Origin of the sequence: Saccharomonospora marina XMU15 (assembly GCF_000244955.1) — a bacterium.
In the GTDB taxonomy this organism is placed as follows: Bacteria; Actinomycetota; Actinomycetes; order Mycobacteriales; family Pseudonocardiaceae; genus Saccharomonospora_A; species Saccharomonospora_A marina.
The window spans coordinates 2,812,110-2,829,547 of record NZ_CM001439.1 but is presented as its reverse complement, the minus strand read 5'-3'; the positions used below and the strand labels follow the sequence as shown (position 1 = coordinate 2,829,547).

Annotated in this window: 15 protein-coding genes; 8 read left to right on the top strand and 7 right to left on the bottom strand. The window is 71.6% G+C overall.

Going from position 1 to position 17,438, the window contains the following annotated elements:
* Positions 1 to 65: 65 nt before the first annotated feature.
* On the bottom strand, positions 66 to 1,088 hold the full coding sequence (locus SACMADRAFT_RS13345) for a zinc-binding alcohol dehydrogenase family protein (RefSeq protein WP_009154352.1): 1,023 nt from the start codon (positions 1,086 to 1,088) through the stop codon (positions 66 to 68).
* A gap of 185 nt (positions 1,089 to 1,273) precedes the next feature.
* Here SACMADRAFT_RS13345 and SACMADRAFT_RS13340 point away from each other — a divergent pair, with 185 nt between their 5' ends.
* Positions 1,274 to 1,882, top strand: a complete 609-nt coding sequence (locus SACMADRAFT_RS13340; protein WP_009154351.1) for a DoxX family protein — start codon at positions 1,274 to 1,276, stop codon at positions 1,880 to 1,882.
* A 73-nt stretch (positions 1,883 to 1,955) separates the two neighbouring features.
* Here SACMADRAFT_RS13340 and SACMADRAFT_RS13335 read toward each other — a convergent pair whose 3' ends face one another.
* A complete protein-coding gene (locus SACMADRAFT_RS13335; protein WP_009154350.1) occupies positions 1,956 to 2,516 on the bottom strand; it encodes a CBS domain-containing protein in 561 nt (186 codons plus the stop codon).
* A 12-nt stretch (positions 2,517 to 2,528) separates the two neighbouring features.
* On the bottom strand, positions 2,529 to 3,167 hold the full coding sequence (locus SACMADRAFT_RS13330; protein WP_009154349.1) for an Rv1733c family protein: 639 nt from the start codon (positions 3,165 to 3,167) through the stop codon (positions 2,529 to 2,531).
* 170 nt (positions 3,168 to 3,337) lie between these two features.
* Between SACMADRAFT_RS13330 and SACMADRAFT_RS13325 the strand changes: the two genes are divergently transcribed.
* Both SACMADRAFT_RS13325 and ppsA read left to right on the top strand, forming a co-directional pair.
* Entirely contained in the window at positions 3,338 to 3,757 is a 420-nt protein-coding gene (locus SACMADRAFT_RS13325; protein WP_009154348.1) for an Hsp20/alpha crystallin family protein, read from the top strand.
* A gap of 80 nt (positions 3,758 to 3,837) precedes the next feature.
* Positions 3,838 to 6,132, top strand: a complete 2,295-nt coding sequence (gene ppsA / locus SACMADRAFT_RS13320) for a phosphoenolpyruvate synthase (RefSeq protein WP_009154347.1) — start codon at positions 3,838 to 3,840, stop codon at positions 6,130 to 6,132.
* Between the two features lie 5 nt (positions 6,133 to 6,137).
* Here ppsA and SACMADRAFT_RS13315 read toward each other — a convergent pair whose 3' ends face one another.
* The 4 genes from SACMADRAFT_RS13315 to SACMADRAFT_RS13300 form a co-directional block, all read right to left on the bottom strand.
* Positions 6,138 to 7,034 (bottom strand): universal stress protein, encoded by an 897-nt coding sequence (locus SACMADRAFT_RS13315; protein WP_009154346.1) that lies wholly within the window; start codon positions 7,032 to 7,034, stop codon positions 6,138 to 6,140.
* A 76-nt stretch (positions 7,035 to 7,110) separates the two neighbouring features.
* A complete protein-coding gene (locus SACMADRAFT_RS13310) occupies positions 7,111 to 9,771 on the bottom strand; it encodes a bifunctional acetate--CoA ligase family protein/GNAT family N-acetyltransferase (protein ID WP_009154345.1) in 2,661 nt (886 codons plus the stop codon).
* A 5-nt stretch (positions 9,772 to 9,776) separates the two neighbouring features.
* On the bottom strand, positions 9,777 to 10,322 hold the full coding sequence (locus SACMADRAFT_RS13305) for a universal stress protein (RefSeq protein ID WP_009154344.1): 546 nt from the start codon (positions 10,320 to 10,322) through the stop codon (positions 9,777 to 9,779).
* Entirely contained in the window at positions 10,319 to 10,729 is a 411-nt protein-coding gene (locus SACMADRAFT_RS13300) for a hypothetical protein (RefSeq protein WP_009154343.1), read from the bottom strand. The genes SACMADRAFT_RS13305 and SACMADRAFT_RS13300 overlap by 4 nt, the downstream gene beginning before the upstream one ends.
* Before the next feature lie 386 nt (positions 10,730 to 11,115).
* Between SACMADRAFT_RS13300 and SACMADRAFT_RS13295 the strand changes: the two genes are divergently transcribed.
* The 5 genes from SACMADRAFT_RS13295 to SACMADRAFT_RS13275 all read left to right on the top strand — a co-directional run bounded on the left by SACMADRAFT_RS13295 (position 11,116) and on the right by SACMADRAFT_RS13275 (position 17,422).
* Positions 11,116 to 12,120 carry an ABC transporter substrate-binding protein gene (locus SACMADRAFT_RS13295; protein ID WP_009154342.1) on the top strand — a complete coding sequence of 335 codons (1,005 nt, stop codon included), beginning with the start codon at positions 11,116 to 11,118 and terminating at the stop codon, positions 12,118 to 12,120.
* An 8-nt stretch (positions 12,121 to 12,128) separates the two neighbouring features.
* Positions 12,129 to 12,911 (top strand): ABC transporter permease, encoded by a 783-nt coding sequence (locus SACMADRAFT_RS13290; RefSeq protein ID WP_009154341.1) that lies wholly within the window; start codon positions 12,129 to 12,131, stop codon positions 12,909 to 12,911.
* On the top strand, positions 12,908 to 13,690 hold the full coding sequence (locus SACMADRAFT_RS13285) for an ABC transporter permease (RefSeq protein WP_009154340.1): 783 nt from the start codon (positions 12,908 to 12,910) through the stop codon (positions 13,688 to 13,690). The genes SACMADRAFT_RS13290 and SACMADRAFT_RS13285 overlap by 4 nt, the downstream gene beginning before the upstream one ends.
* Positions 13,691 to 13,703: 13 nt before the next feature.
* Complete coding sequence (locus tag SACMADRAFT_RS13280) at positions 13,704 to 14,507, top strand: ABC transporter ATP-binding protein (protein WP_009154339.1); 804 nt, start codon at positions 13,704 to 13,706, stop codon at positions 14,505 to 14,507.
* An 80-nt stretch (positions 14,508 to 14,587) separates the two neighbouring features.
* Positions 14,588 to 17,422: a patatin-like phospholipase family protein gene (locus SACMADRAFT_RS13275; RefSeq protein WP_232285587.1), complete on the top strand. Its 2,835-nt coding sequence runs from the start codon at positions 14,588 to 14,590 to the stop codon at positions 17,420 to 17,422.
* The last annotated feature ends 16 nt before the right edge of the window (positions 17,423 to 17,438 follow it).

Sequence of the window (17,438 nt, the reverse complement as noted above, 5' to 3'; positions counted from 1 at the left end):
GAAACCACCTCCTCGCCCGCACCACTACAGCAGAGGCGGGCCCGCGGCGGCAGGTCCGAATGCCCCTACCCCGTGCTCGCCGCGAGCACGGCGGCGCCGTTCACCCGGTCGGCGGCCAGGTCCACGAGCGCGTGGTCGGCCTGCTCCAGCGGGTAGCGGGTGGTGCTGACCCGCAGCCGGTTGCCTGCCGCGAACCGCAGGAACTCGGTCGCGTCGGCGCGGGTGTTCGCGGTGACACTGCGCACCTGCCGTTCCTGGAACAGGTGCCGCTGGTAGTTCAGCTGCGGGATGTCGGACAGGTGAATCCCGGCGATCGACAGGGTGCCGCCCCGATCCAGCGCGGCCAGCGCTGGCGGCACCAGCTCGCCCGCGGGCGCGAACAGGATGGCCGAGTCCAGCGGCTCCGGCGGCTGCTCCGCCGCACCCTGCGTGCTGGCCGCGCCGAGTTCGGCGGCCAGTTGCCTTGCCTTCGCGCTGCGGGTCAGCACGTGCAGCCGCGCGCCCTCGGCGAGCGCGACCTGTGCGGCCAGGTGCGCGCTGGCTCCGAAACCGTAGATTCCGAGCCTGCCGCCGGGTGGCAGCTGCGCGCGCCGCAGCGCCCGGTAGCCAATGATGCCCGCGCACAGCAGCGGGGCCAGTTCGGCGTCGGAATAGCCCGCAGGCAGCGGGAGCGCGTAGTCGGCGGGCACCGTGGTGTAGTCGGCGTATCCGCCGTCGGCGTCCCACCCGGTGTAGGTGGAGTACGGGCACAGGTTCTCCTCGCCCCTGGCGCAGAACCGGCACCGCCCGCAGGTGCCGCGCAGCCACGCGACACCGACCCGGTCCCCGACGGAGAACGACTCCCCCGCTCCCTCGCCGGTTCCGACGACCTCGCCGACGACCTCGTGTCCTGGCACCACGTCCGGCTTGTGCACCGGCAGGTCGCCCTCGGCCACGTGCAGGTCGGTACGGCACACGCCGCACGCCAGCACCCGCAGCAGCAGCTCACCACGGCTCGGTTCCGGCACCGGGTCGTCCTCGCCGAACCTGAGCGGCCCGTGCGGGCCGAGCGCCATCGGTCCCGGCCGCGTCACCCGCCATGCTCGCATCCGCTCGCTCCTCCCCGTCCTGCCAAAAACTGTCCTGTTCGGACACATCGCCCGCCGAGACCATAGCCCCGGCCCGGTGAGGCCTTTCGGCCCCGGCGCGGGTCGGGTGCGGGCCGAGACACTGGTCCGGACCCTCGCTGGGCCATCCGGCCGTTTCCGACGAGGCAATCCAAGAGGAGTAGACCATGTCCGTGAAAGACCAACCGCGCATCGAGTCGATGCAGATCCCCGGCCGCGACGCCGCGGAGACGGCGCCCCGGCACGGGGCGGTCATGACCACCACGGCGGGCAAGCTCACGGCGGTCCTGCGTATTGCCACCGGCTTCGTGTTCCTGTGGGCGTTCTTGGACAAGACCTTCGGCTTCGGCTACGCCACGAGCGCGGAGCGGGCGTGGCTCAACGGCGGCTCGCCCACCCGTGGCTTCCTCAGCGGCGTCGATGTGGGCCCGTTCGACGCCACGCTTGGCTCGTGGGCCGGTTCGGCGTGGGCGGACTGGCTGTTCATGGTGGGGCTGGCCGGTATCGGTGTCGCGGTGCTGCTCGGCATCGGCCTGCGGCTTTCCGCGCTCGCCGGGACGGTGATGATGCTGCTGATGTGGGCGGCCGAGTGGCCACTGGACCGGGTCACCGCCGCCGGTGAGCCCTCGATGTCGACCAACCCCGTGGTGGACTACCACATCGTCTACGCCCTGGTGCTGATCGTGCTGGCCGCGGTGTACGCGGGCAACACCTGGGGCCTCGGCCGCCGCTGGGCGCACCTGCCGCTGGTCAACCGCAACCGGTGGCTGCTCTGACCGGCGTGGGACACACGCGGGCCCGTTCCTCACCCACGGTGTGGGGAACGGGCCTCGCTGTGTCATGGCTTTCTCATCGGGCCCGCAGGTCCACGCTCAGCACCCCGGGAACCGTGCGCACGAGTGTGCTCACCACGTGCCGCTCCGCGGAGTCGCTGAAGTCGCCGCTGACGGTCACCACCCCGCCCTCGACGTCGACCTGCCAGCGGTCCCGGTGGCCGTCGTAGTCGGTGAGTACCTTGCGGACGTGGGTGCCGACGGTGTCGTCGGGCCGCACGAACGGCCGGAGCACGTCCCTGCGGCTCACGATCCCCACCAGCACTCCCTCCGCCACCACCGGCACCGAGCGCAACCCGTCCCGCAGCATGATGCGGGCGATGTCGGTGACGTCGTTGACGGGCGAGACCACCTCGACCGGCGCGGTCATCACGTCGGCGACCCGCACGGTACCGATCTCACCCGTCATGGCGCGCAGGGCGTCCGCCTCGGTGACGATGCCGAGCACCCGCTCCTCCTCGTCCACGACGGGCAGCCCGGCGTAGCCGCCCTCGGTCAGCAGCACGACAGCGTCCTTGAGCAGCGCCTGTGGCGAGGTGGTCACCACGGGCCTGGTCATGATCTCGGAAACGCGCATGTCGTTGGCTCCTCACTCCTCCATCGGGGGCTCGTCGGAGGCTTCCCGCCGCGCCCATTCGGCCGCGACGCGTTCCCAGGCGCGACCCCACGCGCGCAGCCGGTAGCCGGCCAGCACGGCTTTGACCGACGCGTATCCGGCGGCGAGCCCGGCCGCCGCCGCCAGCCAGCTGCCGATGCCCACCATCGTGGCCACACCGGTGGCCCTGCGCGCGCTCACCGGCGCGGGCACCACCTCGCCGCGACGGTCCAGCCACACGACACGCTCGGCGGCCGTGATCGGCCCGCGCCGCCGCTGCCCCCGCTGGGTGCGCCGGCGGCCCGGCACTACGCGCGAGGTGACGGCCGGTGTGCGGCGGCGGGTCGCGTCGGCCGGTACGACGGCCGTCACCGGGTGCCGGTTCGTGGCCTGCTCGCGCGCGAGCCGGACCTGGCGGGCGTGGGCACGACGGCCCACCGCCGCCGCCGCGGGCACGGCCAGCAACGCCAGCAGCACCGTGGCGGCGAACGCGGCCGCTTCCACCCGATCGACGCGGCGCACGAGCGGTGCGGGGCCGGGCAGCACGTACCGCCACGGCGCCCGCTTCGGGCCCTGTGGCCCCCGTGGCCCCCGTCGACCCTGTGGGCTGCTCAGCTCAAGCAGTTCGGGCACCGCCCTTCCTCACCGCACCGGACTTCTGACGCGAGCCTGTCCCGCGCGCGGGCGCGGTAGCGAGGGTCTTTGGTCCCAGCCCGGCCCTACCGACGGCCCTACCCGTCTCGGCCAGGCACGGAGTGCGATGAAGGACACCAACACCGAATCCTTCGACGAAAGGGGTCCACATGACTGTGCCCGCACGCCGTCAGAGCCACTCGCTGCTGCCGGACTTTCAGGAACTGATGGACATGTTCCCGACCTTCGGGGCGCTGCGCCCGTTCGACTTCCACACCATCCGGGTGGAGGACAAGGTCGAGGAGGGCCGCTACCTCCTGCGTGCCGAGTTGCCCGGCGTCGACGTCGACAACGACCTGAACCTGACGGTGTCGAACGGGCTGCTGACGATCGAGGCCAGCCGCTCGGAGGAGAAGGCGGAGAAGGGTCGCTCGGAGTTTCGGTACGGCTCGTTCAGCCGCACCGTGGCGCTGCCCGAGGGTGCCAAGGAGGACACCATCGAGGCCAGCTACGACGACGGCATCCTCACGGTGACGGTCGAGTTGGGCCGCACCGAGGAGCGCGCCAAGCAGATCCCGGTCCGGCACTGAGCAGACCGACCATCCACCCCACTCGCCTCGGTGGCGGCCCGCGTCCGGGCCGCCACCCGCATTCTTCACAGGAGAAACCGATGGCGCAGCACGTCGCCTGGCTGACCGAGCTGACCGCGCGCGACACCACGCTGGCAGGCGGCAAGGGCGCGAACCTCGGCGAACTCGCCTCCGCCTCGTTGCCCGTGCCACCGGGGTTCGTGGTGACCGCGCAGGCCTACCGTGACTCGATGGACACCGGCGGCGTGCGCGCCGAGCTGCGTGAGGTGGTCGCCAAGGTCGGCGACGACGTGGAGGCCGCCTCACAGCGGCTGCAGGCCCTGGTGCGCAAGGCCGGGGTGGCCTCGCCGGTCGCCGCCGCCGTCAGGGAGGCTTATCAGCGACTGGGAGGCGAGGACGGTGAGGTCGCCGTCGCGGTGCGCTCCTCGGCGACCTCCGAGGACTCCCCCGGCGCGTCGTTCGCCGGGATGAACCGCTCCTTCACCAACGTGACGGGGCCGGACGCGCTCGTGTCGGCGGTGCTGTCGTGCTGGGAGTCGCTGTTCGGTGCCCGCTCGCTGGCCTACCGGCAGGAGCAGGGCATCACGGACGAGCCGATCATCGCCGTGGTGGTGCAGCGAATGGTCGCCACCGACCGTTCCGGTGTGATCTTCACCGTCGATCCCTCGACCCGCGACCGCGACACCCTCGTGGTGGAGGCCGTGCTCGGCCAGGGCGAGGTGCTGGTCAGCGGGGCGGTCGAACCCGACACCTACCTACTGTCCAAACCGGACGCCACGTTGCTCAGTACCCGGCTGGGCCACCAGAACTACGAGATCGTTCGCACTCCCGGCGGCGAGAAGCGCGTCGAGCTGCCCGACGGGGAGCAGCCCGCCGTACTGCGGCCGGAGGAGGCGATGGAACTGGCCCGGCTCGGGATCCGGGTTGAGGAGCACTACGGCACCCCGCAGGACATCGAGTGGGCGGCCTCCGGTGACGACATCTGGCTGGTGCAGACCCGGCCGATCACGACACTCGGTCCGACACGCACCCGAGCGAGGACCGCGACCGGCGACGATGGTGACGGTGGTGACGGTGGTGACGGCGGTGACGAGGTGCTGCTGACCGGCCTCGCGGCCGCGCCCGGCGTCGGCAGCGGCGCGGTGCGGGTGCTGTCCGCGCCGTCGGAGGGCAGGAAGCTGCGCGACGGGGAGATCCTCGTCGCGGAGATGACCAACCCGGACTGGGTTCCCACCGTTCGCCGTGCGGGCGCGCTTGTCACCGACCAGGGCGGGATGACCTGCCACGCGGCGATCGTCGCCCGCGAACTCGGCGTGCCGTGCGTCGTCGGTACCCATTCGGCCACGCGCGACCTCACCGACGGCCAACTGGTGACGGTCGACGGTGCGGCGGGCACGGTGAGCGCGGGAGAGCGGGCTCACACGCGGCCACGATCCGAGGCGGTTCGACCTGCCCCGGCGGCGGCCGCCGAGTCGCTGGGCACGCGGCTGTACGTCAACCTCGCGATGCCGGAGGCGGCGCAGCGGGCCGCGGCGCTGCCGGTGGACGGCGTCGGCCTGCTGCGTGCCGAGTTCCTGCTCACCGACGCGCTGCAGGGCAGGCACCCCCGCGCGTTCCTGGCCGACCGTGGCCCCGAGCCTTTCGTGGCGGCCATGTCGGAAGCGCTGCTGAAGATCAGCACGGCGTTCGCGCCGCGGCCGGTGATCTACCGCACGACGGACTTTCGCACCAACGAGTTCCGCGGCCTGGAAGGCGGCGAGCGGTTCGAGCCGGTGGAGAGCAACCCGATGATCGGCTACCGCGGCTGCTACCGCTACGTCGACGATCCCGAGCTGTTCCGGCTGGAGCTGGCGGCACTGGCCAGGGTGCGGGAGCGCACGCCGAACCTGCACCTGATGCTGCCGTTCGTGCGCACCCGCTGGGAGCTGGAGGCCTGCCTGGAACTCGTCGACGCCGGCCCGCTGGGTCGCCACCGCGGCCTGCACCGCTGGATCATGGCCGAGGTGCCGTCGGTGGTGTACTGGATCAGCGAGTACGCGCGCATGGGCGTGGACGGGGTGTCGATCGGCAGCAACGACCTCACCCAGCTGATGCTCGGTGTGGATCGCGACTCCCGGCTGTGCGCCCCGCTGTTCGACGAGAGCGATCCGGCTGTGCTCGACGCGATCGCCCGGATCGTGCACGCCTGCCACGACGCGGGCATCACCTCGTCGCTGTGCGGGCAGGCACCCTCGACCAACCCCGACTTCGCCGAGCATCTGGTGCGGCTGGGGATCACGTCCATCTCGGTCAACACCGACAGCGTGGCCTCGGCGCGAGCCGCGATCGGCTCGGCTGAGCGCAGGATGCTGCTGGCCGACGCCAGGCGAGGGTAGCTAGCTCACTCCTTCGGGCGAACGATCGCCACCGGGCAGCTGGTGACCGTGTGCAGCAACGCCTGGCTGGTGGAGCCGAGCAGCGTTCCCGACACCACCCCGCGACCGTGCGAGCCGACCACGATCAGCTGCGCCCGCTGCGCGGCGTCGAGCAGGGCGTCGGAGGGTTTGCCCGTGCGCACCACGTGCTCGCTGACCTCGACGTCGGGGTACTTCTCCCGCCACGGCCGCAGGTCGGCGTGCAACGCGCGCAGTTCCTGCTCGGTGACCTTGTCCAGTTCGTCGCGGACGGGCAGCCCCGACCAGGCGGCGTCGGCCAGCGACTCGTGCCAGGCGCGCACGGCGACCAGCCTGGCGCGTTTGGCGGAGGCGACGTCGAAGCCGAAGCCGAGCGCCTCGACGCCCAGTGCCGACCCGTCCGCGCCCACCACCACGTCACCGGTCTCGACCGTCGCCGTGCCCGCGGGCAGCACCACCACCGGGCAGACGGCGTGCGCGGCGACCGTCGAGGCCACCGAACCGACCAGCAGCCTGCGGAACCCGCCGTAGCCGCGGGTGCCGAGCACCAGCAGCGCGGCGCCGCGGGATTCCTCGATCAGGGTGTCGCTGGTCTGGCCCAGCCGCACGTCGGTCTCGACGGGCAGCTCGGGGACCTCGTCGGTGGCCATGTCCTCGGCCTCGGACAGCCACTTGCGGCCGGAGTCCAGCCACGCGCTGGCGTAACTCGGTGGCGGTGCGGCCACATGCGGGTTGAGCGGCGGCAGGTCGGCCACGTAGAGCAGCCGCAACGGCTCGCCCAACCGCGCCGCCTGCCGCGCCGCCCACCTGGTCGCGTCCATCGCCGACGGTGACCCGTCCACCCCCGCCACAACGGGTCGCTGCGCTCGGTTGCCGTTCGTCATGTCGTTCCTCCACCTCGGCCGTGTTCGCGGGAAAGAAAGGAGACTCCCGGTGCTCCCGGTGCTCTCTGTGCTCTGCTCAGTGCTTCAGGTAACGCAGGTACGGGTCGCCGGTGAGGTGGCCGCGCACGCGCACCCGACTGTCGAGCACCACGCAGCCGTCCTCGGTGGCCACGAGTGGGTTCAGGTCGAGTTCGGCGATCTCGGGCAGCGCCACGGCCAGCAGTCCCACCCGCATCAGCACGTCACGCACGGCGGGCACCGGTAGCTGCCGCAGCAGTTCGGGCGAGCTGCGCAGACCGGTGAGCAGTTGGTCGGCGTCGGACTCGGTCAGCGGAGCCAGCCGGGCGCTTCGGTCGGCGATGAGGTCGGTGTCGACACCGCCGAGGCCGAACACCACCAGCGGGCCGAACACGTCGTCGGCGTTGATGCCGACGAGCAGTTCCCTTCCCTTGGGCACCATCGGCTGCACCACCACGCTGTGCAGCGCGCCGCCGAAGCGTTCCCGGAACGTGGCGAAGACATCGCGGATTCCCTCGGCGCCGCGCACGTCGAGTGCCACTCCCCCGCCCGCGCTCTTGTGCAGCAGGCCTTCCGCGTTCGCCTTCAACGCCACGGGCCGCCCGCCCATGCTTTCGAACAGCTCCACCGCTTGCGCCTCGTCGGCAGCGACCGAGGTCGGCACGGTGGGAATCCCGAAGGAGCGCAGCAGCGCGCCCACTTCGGCGGGGGTCAGCCAGCCGTCGCCGTGGTTGTGCGCCAGTGCCTCGGCCACGAGCGTGCGGGCACCGTCCACGTCGATGCCGGGCAGGTGAGGCACCTCGCCCGACGGTTGCGCCAACCAGCGCGCGTAGCCCGCCAGCTTGCCCAGTGCCTGCGCCGCGTACTCGGGATCGGAGTAGCTGGCGGTGACCGGGCCGACCAACTCGTCGGTCAGCGGCGCCACGGGCGCGAGCTGGCCGGGCCGCACGACCACGATCGGCTTGCCACGCAGCGACACCCGCTGGTTCAGCGCGTCCGCGGGATCTCCCACGGCCGTCGGTGCCGTCGCCACGATGACCGCGTCAACGCTCGGGTCCTCCACGACAGCGTCCACGCAGGCACCGAAGGCCAGCGGATGCACCGCGGCGGTGGTGTCCACCGGGTTGCGCGAGCTGGCCTGCTCCGGCAGCAGCGCGCGCAGCCGCACCAGGGTTTCCTCCGTCAACTCCGGCAGTGCGAGGCCGTGCCGGGCGCAGGCGTCCACGGCCAGCACCCCGGTTCCGCCCGCGTTGCTCACCACGGCGACGCGGTTTCCCGAGGGCGGGCCCTGCCAGCGCAACGCGGCCAGCACGGTCAGCAGCTCGGTGACGGTGTCGACGGCGAGCACGCCCGCCTGCTCGAACAGCGCGTCCCTGCTGACGGCCGGCGTCGCCGCCGCGGCGGTGTGCGATGCGGCGGCACGCTGTGCCAGCGCGGTGTTGGCGCCACGCACGGCGAGCACCGGCTTCTCGCGGGCCAGTGCGCGGGCGAGCAGGCCGAACTTGCGCGGGTTGCCGAAGGACTCCAGGTACAGCACGGCCGCGGCGGTGCGGTCGTCGTGCTGCCACCACAGCAGCATGTCGTTGCCGCTGACGTCGTACTTGTCACCGGCCGAGACCACATTGGACACCCCGAGGCCCGCGGCGGCCAGCAGTTCGGTGAGCGCGATCGCCACCCCGCCGGACTGCGTCATCACGCCGATGTCGCCGCCCGCCACGGCTGAGCGCAGGAACGTCGCGTTCATCCGCACGTTCGGGTCGGTGTTGACCACGCCGATGCAGTTGGGCCCGACGACCCTGATGCCGTACCGGCGCACGGCGGTGAGCACGCGGTCGGTGTCGTCGCCCGACAACCCCGCGGTGATGATGACGACGGCGCGCACACCGCGTCGTCCGCAGTCCTCGATCGCGTCGGCGACCGCGGGCGCGGGCACCGCCACGACGGCCAGTTCGGGTGTTTGCGGCAGGTCGGCCACGCTGGGGCGGCACTCGACGCCGAGTATCCGATCGGCGTGCGGGTTGACCGCGAACAGCGCGCCGGTGAAGCCGGCTTCGGTGAGGTTGCGAAGCACCGCGTGCCCCACCGAGCTCTGCCGCCTGTTCGCTCCGATGACGGCGATGGAGGCGGGTTCGAGCACGTGCCGCAGGCTGGCGACCTCGGCCACCCGTTCGCGGGTGGCCACCGTTTCCAGGTAGCGCTCGCCACCGTCCAGTTGCAGCACGATCTCGCGTTCGGGGCCCTGTGAGGTGCTCGTCATCGGCAGCCCGAAGTCTCGCAGCAGCCGCAGCATGCGGGTGTTCTCCGTCGAGACCACGGCGAGCAGCCGGTTGATGCCGCGCGCCCTGGCGGTGGACACCAGCTGCTCCAGCAGCAGCGTGCCGACACCTTCGGCTCTGGCGGTGGCGTCGACGGCCAGCGCGATCTCGGCGATGCCGGGGTCGGCCAGCGTCTCGTAGTTGGCGACCCCGACAAGCCTGCCCTCGAGGAAGGCACCCGCGGCGGCATGTCTCGGGCCGGTCTCGGCCGCGATGGTCTCGGCCAGCCGGTCGAGGTGGGAAGGCGCCGGGCCGAAGAATCGCAGGTAGCTGTCGCGCTCACCGAACGCGCGGTGCAGCCGCGTCACCGCTGGCGCGTCCGACGGCACGAGCGGCCGGATCAGTACGACGCGCCCGTCGGCGAGCAGGCCTCGGTGGCCGAGGCGCTCCACGGTGGTTGTCACGGGATTCACTCCTCACCAGGCTCGCGAGCTCGGCCCGACCGGGCGGACCCACCCGCCGTCGAAGCCGTTTCGACGGGCCGCCGTGCTTCGGCTCCCCGCTCGTCCCACTCGTCCTGTGCCCTCGGCGGTACCACGACCACGGGCACGCTGGCGTTCTTCGCGCAGGCGGCACTGACAGAGCCGAGCATGGTCTTGCGCAGCCTCTGGCCACGGTGCCTGGCGACGACGAGCATCGCCGCCTCGCGTGCCGCTTCCACGAGCACCGTGCCCGCCGGTCCCTCCAGCACCACCGCAACGATCGCGGGCAGCTCGGCACGGCCACGAGTCGCTTCGGCAATGGCGTCGTCGAGCATGCGCTCGTAGCGGGCGCGGATGTCCCCGACACGCTTCCAGGCGAAGTCGTGGGTGACGTCGACCGACCACACGGCGGTGGCCCGTACCTCGCTGCCGCGTGCGAGCGCCTCATCGATCGCCCAGCCGAGCGCGCGCACGGAGGCGTCGGAGCCGTCGACGCCGACCACGATCGGCCCGCTGCCCGTGGCGCGTGTCATGGCGTCCTCCGCTGTGCCCGCTCGGCGTCGTTGCCGCGTGCCCGCAGCCAACCCCGGCAGGCGTCGGCCAGCCCGTCGGCAGGCACAGCGGTGACGTGGTTCTCCAAGCCGATCGGCACCGTCGGCACGCGCCCGGTGTCGGCGTCGGTGACCGCGGTGGGTACCCGGGCGCGCACGGCGCACACGGCGCCGAACTCGCGTGCCGTGAGTTCCTCGCCGACCGAACGAACGTCCACGAGCAGGTCGACACCGCCGGGCTCGTCGAGCGGGCAGCGCGATCCCGGCTCGAGTGCCCTGCACAGGCCGGTGGCGGTGTGGCAGGTGCTCACCCGGCAGCCGAGGTCGCGCAGCCGGGGCAGGACCCGCGCGGAGTCCCCGAAGTTCGCTTCGGTTACCAGTACGTGCATTCGTGGGCCTCCTCAGGCGTCGCCCACTCACGCTCGTTCATGCCGCCGCGGTGCCGGTAGGGGCGAACTACCCCTCTTGAGCGCCGCGGCGTATAGGCCGTTATACGTGCCCCGGTCACGGTTTTGCCGGGCTCGGACAACGCTCCCGCAGCCTTTACGACGAAATTGTTGACAATCCTGTGACCCCCTGCGAGGGTTCGCTCGGGAGCGGCGCGTCCCAGGGTCGGCCACGGCTGCCCGGCTGCGCCTACCCACCGTGGACGGCGGGGCCGGAAGGAATCGAACCGCGATGTCAAGTGATGTATCTATCACCCAGCTAGGTGATGAACTGGAATGGTTCTAGAGTCCGCGCAACGTACCGCACGTTTAGGCACAAGGGAGTGCCCATGAGATTCGCAAGACCCCAGCTTCGCCCCGTCCGGCGCCTGTCGGCGCTGGCGGCCGTGCTCACACTCGCACTGGGTGCGGCCGCCTGCGGCGGCGGAGACGACGCCGCGAGCGGCGACGGCTCCGGGCCGGTGACCGTCCGCGTCGGGGTAATCCCGATCATGGACGTGGCCCCGCTCTACCTCGGCCGTGAGCAGGGCTTCTTCGCCGAAGAGGGCATCACCGTGGAACCGCAGGAGTTCGCGGGCGGCGCCGAGATCCTGCCCGCCGTGCAAAGCGGCGACCTGCAGTTCGGGTTCTCCAACACCGCGTCGCTGCTCATCGGAGCGAGCAAGGGCCTACCGGTCAGGATGGTCGCGCAGGGCGTGCAGGAGGCCGCCGACGAGCAGGACTCCTGGTCGCACATCTGGGTTCGCGCCGACAGCGGCATCAAGACCCCCAAGGACCTGGAAGGCAAGCGGCTCAGCGTCAACACGCTGCGCAACGTGCCCGAGGTGACCGCGAGGGCGTCGCTGGAGAAGCACGGCGTGGACCTTTCGAAGATCCAGTTCGTCGAGGTTCCGTTCCCCGAGGCGAACGCGGCACTGGAGCAGGGCCAGGTCGACGCCATCTACGTCGTGGAGCCGTTCGACACCGTCGCCAGGCAGAGCGGGGCCAGGCCGCTGGTCGCTCCGCTGTACGAGACCGAGCCGAGCCTGACGGTGGCCGCCTACTTCACCACCCAGGCCTACATCGAGGAGAACCCCGAGGTGGTCGAGCGGTTCGTACGGGCGATGAACAAGTCGCTGGAGTACGCCGCGCAGAACCCCGAAGCGGTCCGCAAGACCCTGGGCGAGTACACCAAGATCCCGGACAACCTGCTCGGCGAGGTTCGGCTCGGGCAGTGGAGCTCCGACCTCAACCGGGAATCCATCCAGGGAATGCACGACCTGAGCAAGAAGTACGGGTTGCTCGAGGGTGAGGCCAACCTCGACGAGCTGATCTGGACCCCGAACGGGAGCTGAGCCAGTCCATGACCCGTACCGACAACCGGCTGCGCCTGCTGGCGCAGACCTGGTCCGGGGTGGCAGCCGTGCTCGTGCTCGCCGAACTGGCGTCACGAGCCGAGCTGCTGCCCCGGCGGCACTTTCCCCCGGTCTCCGAAATGCTCGCCGAACTGGGCGCGCAACTGGGCCAGGCGTCCTTTTGGACCGCGCTGGGCCAAACCATGCAGGGCTGGGTGCTCGGTCTGGCCTTCGCGGCGGTGTTCGCCGTGCCGCTGGGCATGATCCTGGGCTCCAGCGTGGTCCGCTACCGGGCGTTTCGCGCCATCATCGAGTTCCTCCGCCCGATCCCTTCGGTGGCGCTGGTACCGCTGGCCATCCTCGTCTACGGCGTCGGCATGGAGAGCAAGGTGTTCCTCGCCGCCTTCGCCGCGTTCTGGCCACTGCTGATCCAGACCCTGTACGGGATGCAGGACGTGGACCCGGTCGCCGTGGACACCGCGCGCGTGTTCCGGCTCAGCCGAGTCGAACGGATCACCCGCGTGGTACTGCCCGGCGCCGTCCCCTACGTCGCCACGGGGCTTCGCATCTCCTCCTCGGTCGCGCTGATCCTGGCCGTCACCGCCGAGTTGGTCATCGGATCGCCCGGGCTGGGGCGCGAGATCAACGCCGCCCGCGTCAGCGCCGCTCCCGACCTGCTCTACGCACTGATCATCGTCACCGGCCTGATCGGCTGGGGGCTCAACAGCCTGTTCGGGATGGCGGAACGACGCGTCCTGCACTGGCACCCGGCGCAGCGAGGTGCGCGATGAGTCCTTCCCGGCGCCGCTGGGCGCTGATCGCACTGGAGGCCGGCGTCGCGCTGGCGGTGCTGGCCGGCTGGTGGGTCTGGTCGGCCAACGCGGACAGCTTCTACTTCCCGCCGCTGTCCGACATCCTGGCCACCTTCGCCGACACCTGGCTGTTCGACCGGTTCGCCACCGACGTGCTGCCGAGCCTCAGGCGGCTGGCCGCGGGGTTCCTCATCGCCGTGGCCATCGGGATCACGGTCGGCACGCTGCTCGGTCTCTCGGCCACCGCACGCCGCGTCGCCGGACCGATCGTGGAGTTCGGCCGTGCCGTCCCACCGCCGGCGCTGCTGCCCTTCGGCATGCTCGTGCTCGGCGTCGGCGACACGATGAAGATCTTCATCATCGCCGTGGTGTGCCTGTGGCCGGTCCTGCTCAACACGATCGACGGAGTGCGCGGTGTGGACCCGACGATGCTCGACACCGCGAAGGTCTACGGAATCCGCGGCGGCGAGCGGCTGCGCAGCATCGTGTTGCCCGCCGCGCTGCCCCAGGTGTTCGCGGGCATGCGGACCAGCCTTTCGCTCGCGCTGATCCTCATGGTGATCAGCGAGATGGTGGCCAGCACCGCGGGCATCGGCTACTTCGTGCTCGAATCCCAACGGTCCTTCGCGATACCCGAGATGTGGTCGGGAATCGTGCTGCTCGGCGTGCTCGGATACCTGCTCAACGCGGCTCTGGCACTCGTCGAGCGGCGCGTGCTCGGCTGGCATCGCGGCGCCAAGGCCAGCGCACTGCAGTAAGGAGTTGTGGCCAGTGCTGGAAGTCATCGGTCTGTCCAAGACCTACGGTGACGGCGAACGCGCCACCCGCGCCATCGCCGACCTCACCTTCAACGTCGACGAGGGGGAGTTCGTCTGCCTCGTCGGCCCGTCCGGATGCGGCAAGACCACCCTGCTGCGCTGCATGGCCGGGCTGCTTCCGCCCACCTCGGGGGAGGTGCGGCTGCGTGGCAGGCCGGTCGACGGCCCGCCGGAACAGATCGGGTTCGTGTTCCAGGAGTACAGCCGCTCGCTGATGCCGTGGTTGTCGGTGCGCGACAACATCGAGCTTCCGTTGCGGCACAAGCCACTCGGTAAGTCCGAGCGGCGCGGCCTGGTGGAACACGCCGTGGAGTCGGTGGGCCTGCCCGGGTTCATCGAGCACTACCCGTGGGAGCTGTCCGGAGGTATGCAGCAGCGCGTCGCCATCGCGCGAGCGCTGGCATACCAGCCGGAACTGCTGCTGATGGACGAACCGTTCGCGTCGGTGGACGCGCAGACCCGCGCGGACCTGGAAGATCTGATGCTGCGGGTGCGGGCCGAGTACGGCGTCACCGTGCTGTTCGTGACGCACGACATCGACGAGGCGGTCTACCTCGGCGACCGCGTGGTGGTGTTGACCAGCCCACCCACGACGGTGCAGGAGGTGCTCGACGTCGGGCTGCCCCGGCCGCGCGACCAGGTGTCCACCAAGGAACTGCCGGAGTTCGCACACCTGCGGGCGCACATCTTCCGCTCCATCAAACGCAAGGAGGAATCGGCGCGACCGGCCACGGCAACGCCTGTCGAGCGGGCGTGAGCGGTAGCGTGGCGGGCACGCACGGTCGGTGACGACCGGCCGCGGCTCACCACGACTGACCACGACTGCTGGGGGTGGAAGTGTCGGTGCCCAGTTCCGCACGTGCGGACGTGCCGTCCCGAAGGGCGGCGGCGGCGTTCGCGCTCACCGCGATGACACTGACCGGGCTCGGCTGCTGGCTGGTGGGCACCTCGGCTCTGGTCACCGTCGAGTTCGGCGCCGAGGGCCGTACCGGGCCGTTGCCGCAGGGCACGGCCACGGCGGCGGCCTGGGGTTTCGCGCCGGCCGCCTGCTACGGCGCGGGCTTGTGGCTGGGCACGGCGGCGGCGAGGTGGGTGTGGCGCACACCGGCGGCGGGGCGCGCGGTACGGCTGGCCCGAACCGCCACGGTGGTGGCGATCGCCGCGCACTTCGCGCAGACCCTCACCTTGCTGGCCGCCACGGGTTCACACCAGGTGGCGCCGTGGTCGCTCGAGCTTGTCACCGCCACCGCCGTGCTGAAGTACGGCGCGCTGCTTCCCGCCGCGGTCGTCGCGGTCTCAGGGGCGGCCGTGCTGCTGTGGCGCAGCGCCACCCACCCCGGCCCCGAACTGGCGCGCCGGGCCGCCCACCAACCGCGGACCGTGCCACCCAGCCCGCTGGCGGAAACCGATCCGCCCTCGGCCACGGACTCGCCCACCACGGGGGCCGCCAGGTGGCGCAACGCCTACACGGTGCCGGGCGTGCGGCCGGACCTTGTCAGGCAACGGTGGGCCCGCGGCGAGCACACCACCGGGATTTGCCTTTCCGGCGGTGGCATCCGGGCCGCCTGCGTCGCCCTCGGGGCACTGCAGTCGCTGCGGGCGCAGCTACTCGACGCGCGCTACCTGGTCTCGGTCTCCGGTGGTGGCTACACGGCGGGAGCGCTGCAGCAGGCGCTCACCGACGCAGGCAGGCCCGGCGTGGCGGGGACGGTGGTGCGTGATCCCGCCTCGGCCTTCACCGAGGGCAGCGCCGAACTGCACCACATCCGTCGTAACTCCAGCTACCTGGCCAACACCCCCGGCGAGTTGCTCGGCGCGCTGGGCAGGGTCGGCAGGGGGCTGCTGCTGTCGCTGACCGTCCTGTTCGGACCGGCGGTGGTGCTGGGTGTGCTCGCGGGCCTGCTGTACGCCAGGGTGCCGGTGACCGCGCTGCGCCTCGACCCGCTGTCATTACCGGTACCCCGGGCGGGAGCGGTCGCGGCCGTCGCCGCGCTGGCCGCAGCCGCGTTCCTGCTGGCACTGTTCTCGCACGGCGAGGAGGCCAGGCGCGGCCGCTCCGCGAGGTACGCGGCCGAGCTGACCGCGCTGGCCGTGGTGGTGTCGGTGCTGGTGTTCGTGGTGCCGTTGCTGGTGTGGGGCTCGGCGTGGCTGCTCGACCACACCGGGAGCGCGGTGGATGTCGGCGGCTCGGTGGGCGCCGTGCTGCTGACCTACCTTGCCGCCGTGGCGGCGATGTCGTGGCGACACCGGGCGGTGCTCGGCAGGCAGCTGTCGGGGTTGTTGCGGCGCCGCAAGGGCGGTGTGCCCGCTGCGCTGCCGAACGGGTTGACGCAGCGGCTGCTGGTGGTCGTCACCACCGGGTTGCTGGCGGTGCTGTGGCTGCTGATGTTCGGCGGAGCGGCCACGGCCTCGCTCGCCGCCGACGATTCCTCGGCGCTGGTGTCGGCTGCCGCCGTCGCGGCGGCCGTGCTGTTGCTCGGCGGCGTGTTCGACGTGACGTCGCTGAGCCTGCACCCGTTCTACCGAAGGCGGCTCGCCCGCGCGTTCGCGGTACGGGTGGTGCGCAGGCACGTCGACGACCAGGTCGTGGCCGTGCCCTACGACCCGGCCGAGCGCACCGGCCTGTCGGCGTACGGCAAGGTGACGCCGAACCTGCGGTTTCCCGAGGTGATCTTCGCCGCCTCGGCCAACCTCAAGGGACAGTCGCGTACACCGCCGGGGCTGGGTGCGGTGTCGTACACGATGAGTGCCGAGTGGACAGGGGGCCCCGACGTCGGCTGGGTGCGTACCTGCGACCTGGAACGCGTCGTGACGGGCAGGTTCCGGCGCGATCTGACGGTGCAGGGCGCCGTGGCGGTCAGTGGTGCCGCGTTCGCCTCCGCGATGGGCAGGGCGAGCCGCTGGTTCCAGGTGCTGCTCGCCGTGTCCGGCGCCCGGCTCGGCGCGTGGCTTCCCAATCCGGGTTTCGTGTGCCGCTCGTGGCAGGCCGCGGCGCGCGGCGACTGGGCCCACGCGTGGCTTCCCAGAGCGAGGCGGCTGCCGTACCTGCTGCGGGAGGTGTTCGGCGTGCACTCCCACGAGGACCGGCTGCTGCACGTCACCGACGGCGGGCACTACGACAACCTCGGACTCGTCGAGTTGCTGCGACGCAGGTGCACCCGCATCTACTGCGTCGATGCGAGCAACGACACCCCACCGACCGCGACCACGCTCGCGCAGGCGCTGACGCTGGCCGCGCAGGAACTCGGCGTCAGGGTGGAACTCGACGAGCCGTGGCGGGCCGAGCCCGGTTCGGCGGGTGGCGACGGCATCGGCAGCATCGCAGGCGGCAGTGCGCTGGCCGCGAGGCTGGCGGCGAACCCCGTGATCACCGGCACCATCCACTACCCGCCGGAGAGCGGTCTGGGCGGAAACGTCACCGGCAGGCTGGTGGTGGCCCGAGCGGTGCTGTGGCCGGAGTTGCCCTACCCGCTGCTGTCCTACGCGGCACAGCATCCCGAGTTCCCGCACGACAGCACGGGCGACCAGTGGTTCGATCACGGCCAGTTCAGCGCCTACACCGAACTCGGCAGGCACATCGGCGCACTGGCCGGGCAGGCGATGTCCCAGCGGCCCGAGGACACCGCAGTGACCACCGAGGTGCCGCCACAGCAGCCCAGCCCGGCACCGTGACCGCCGGGCTCACCAC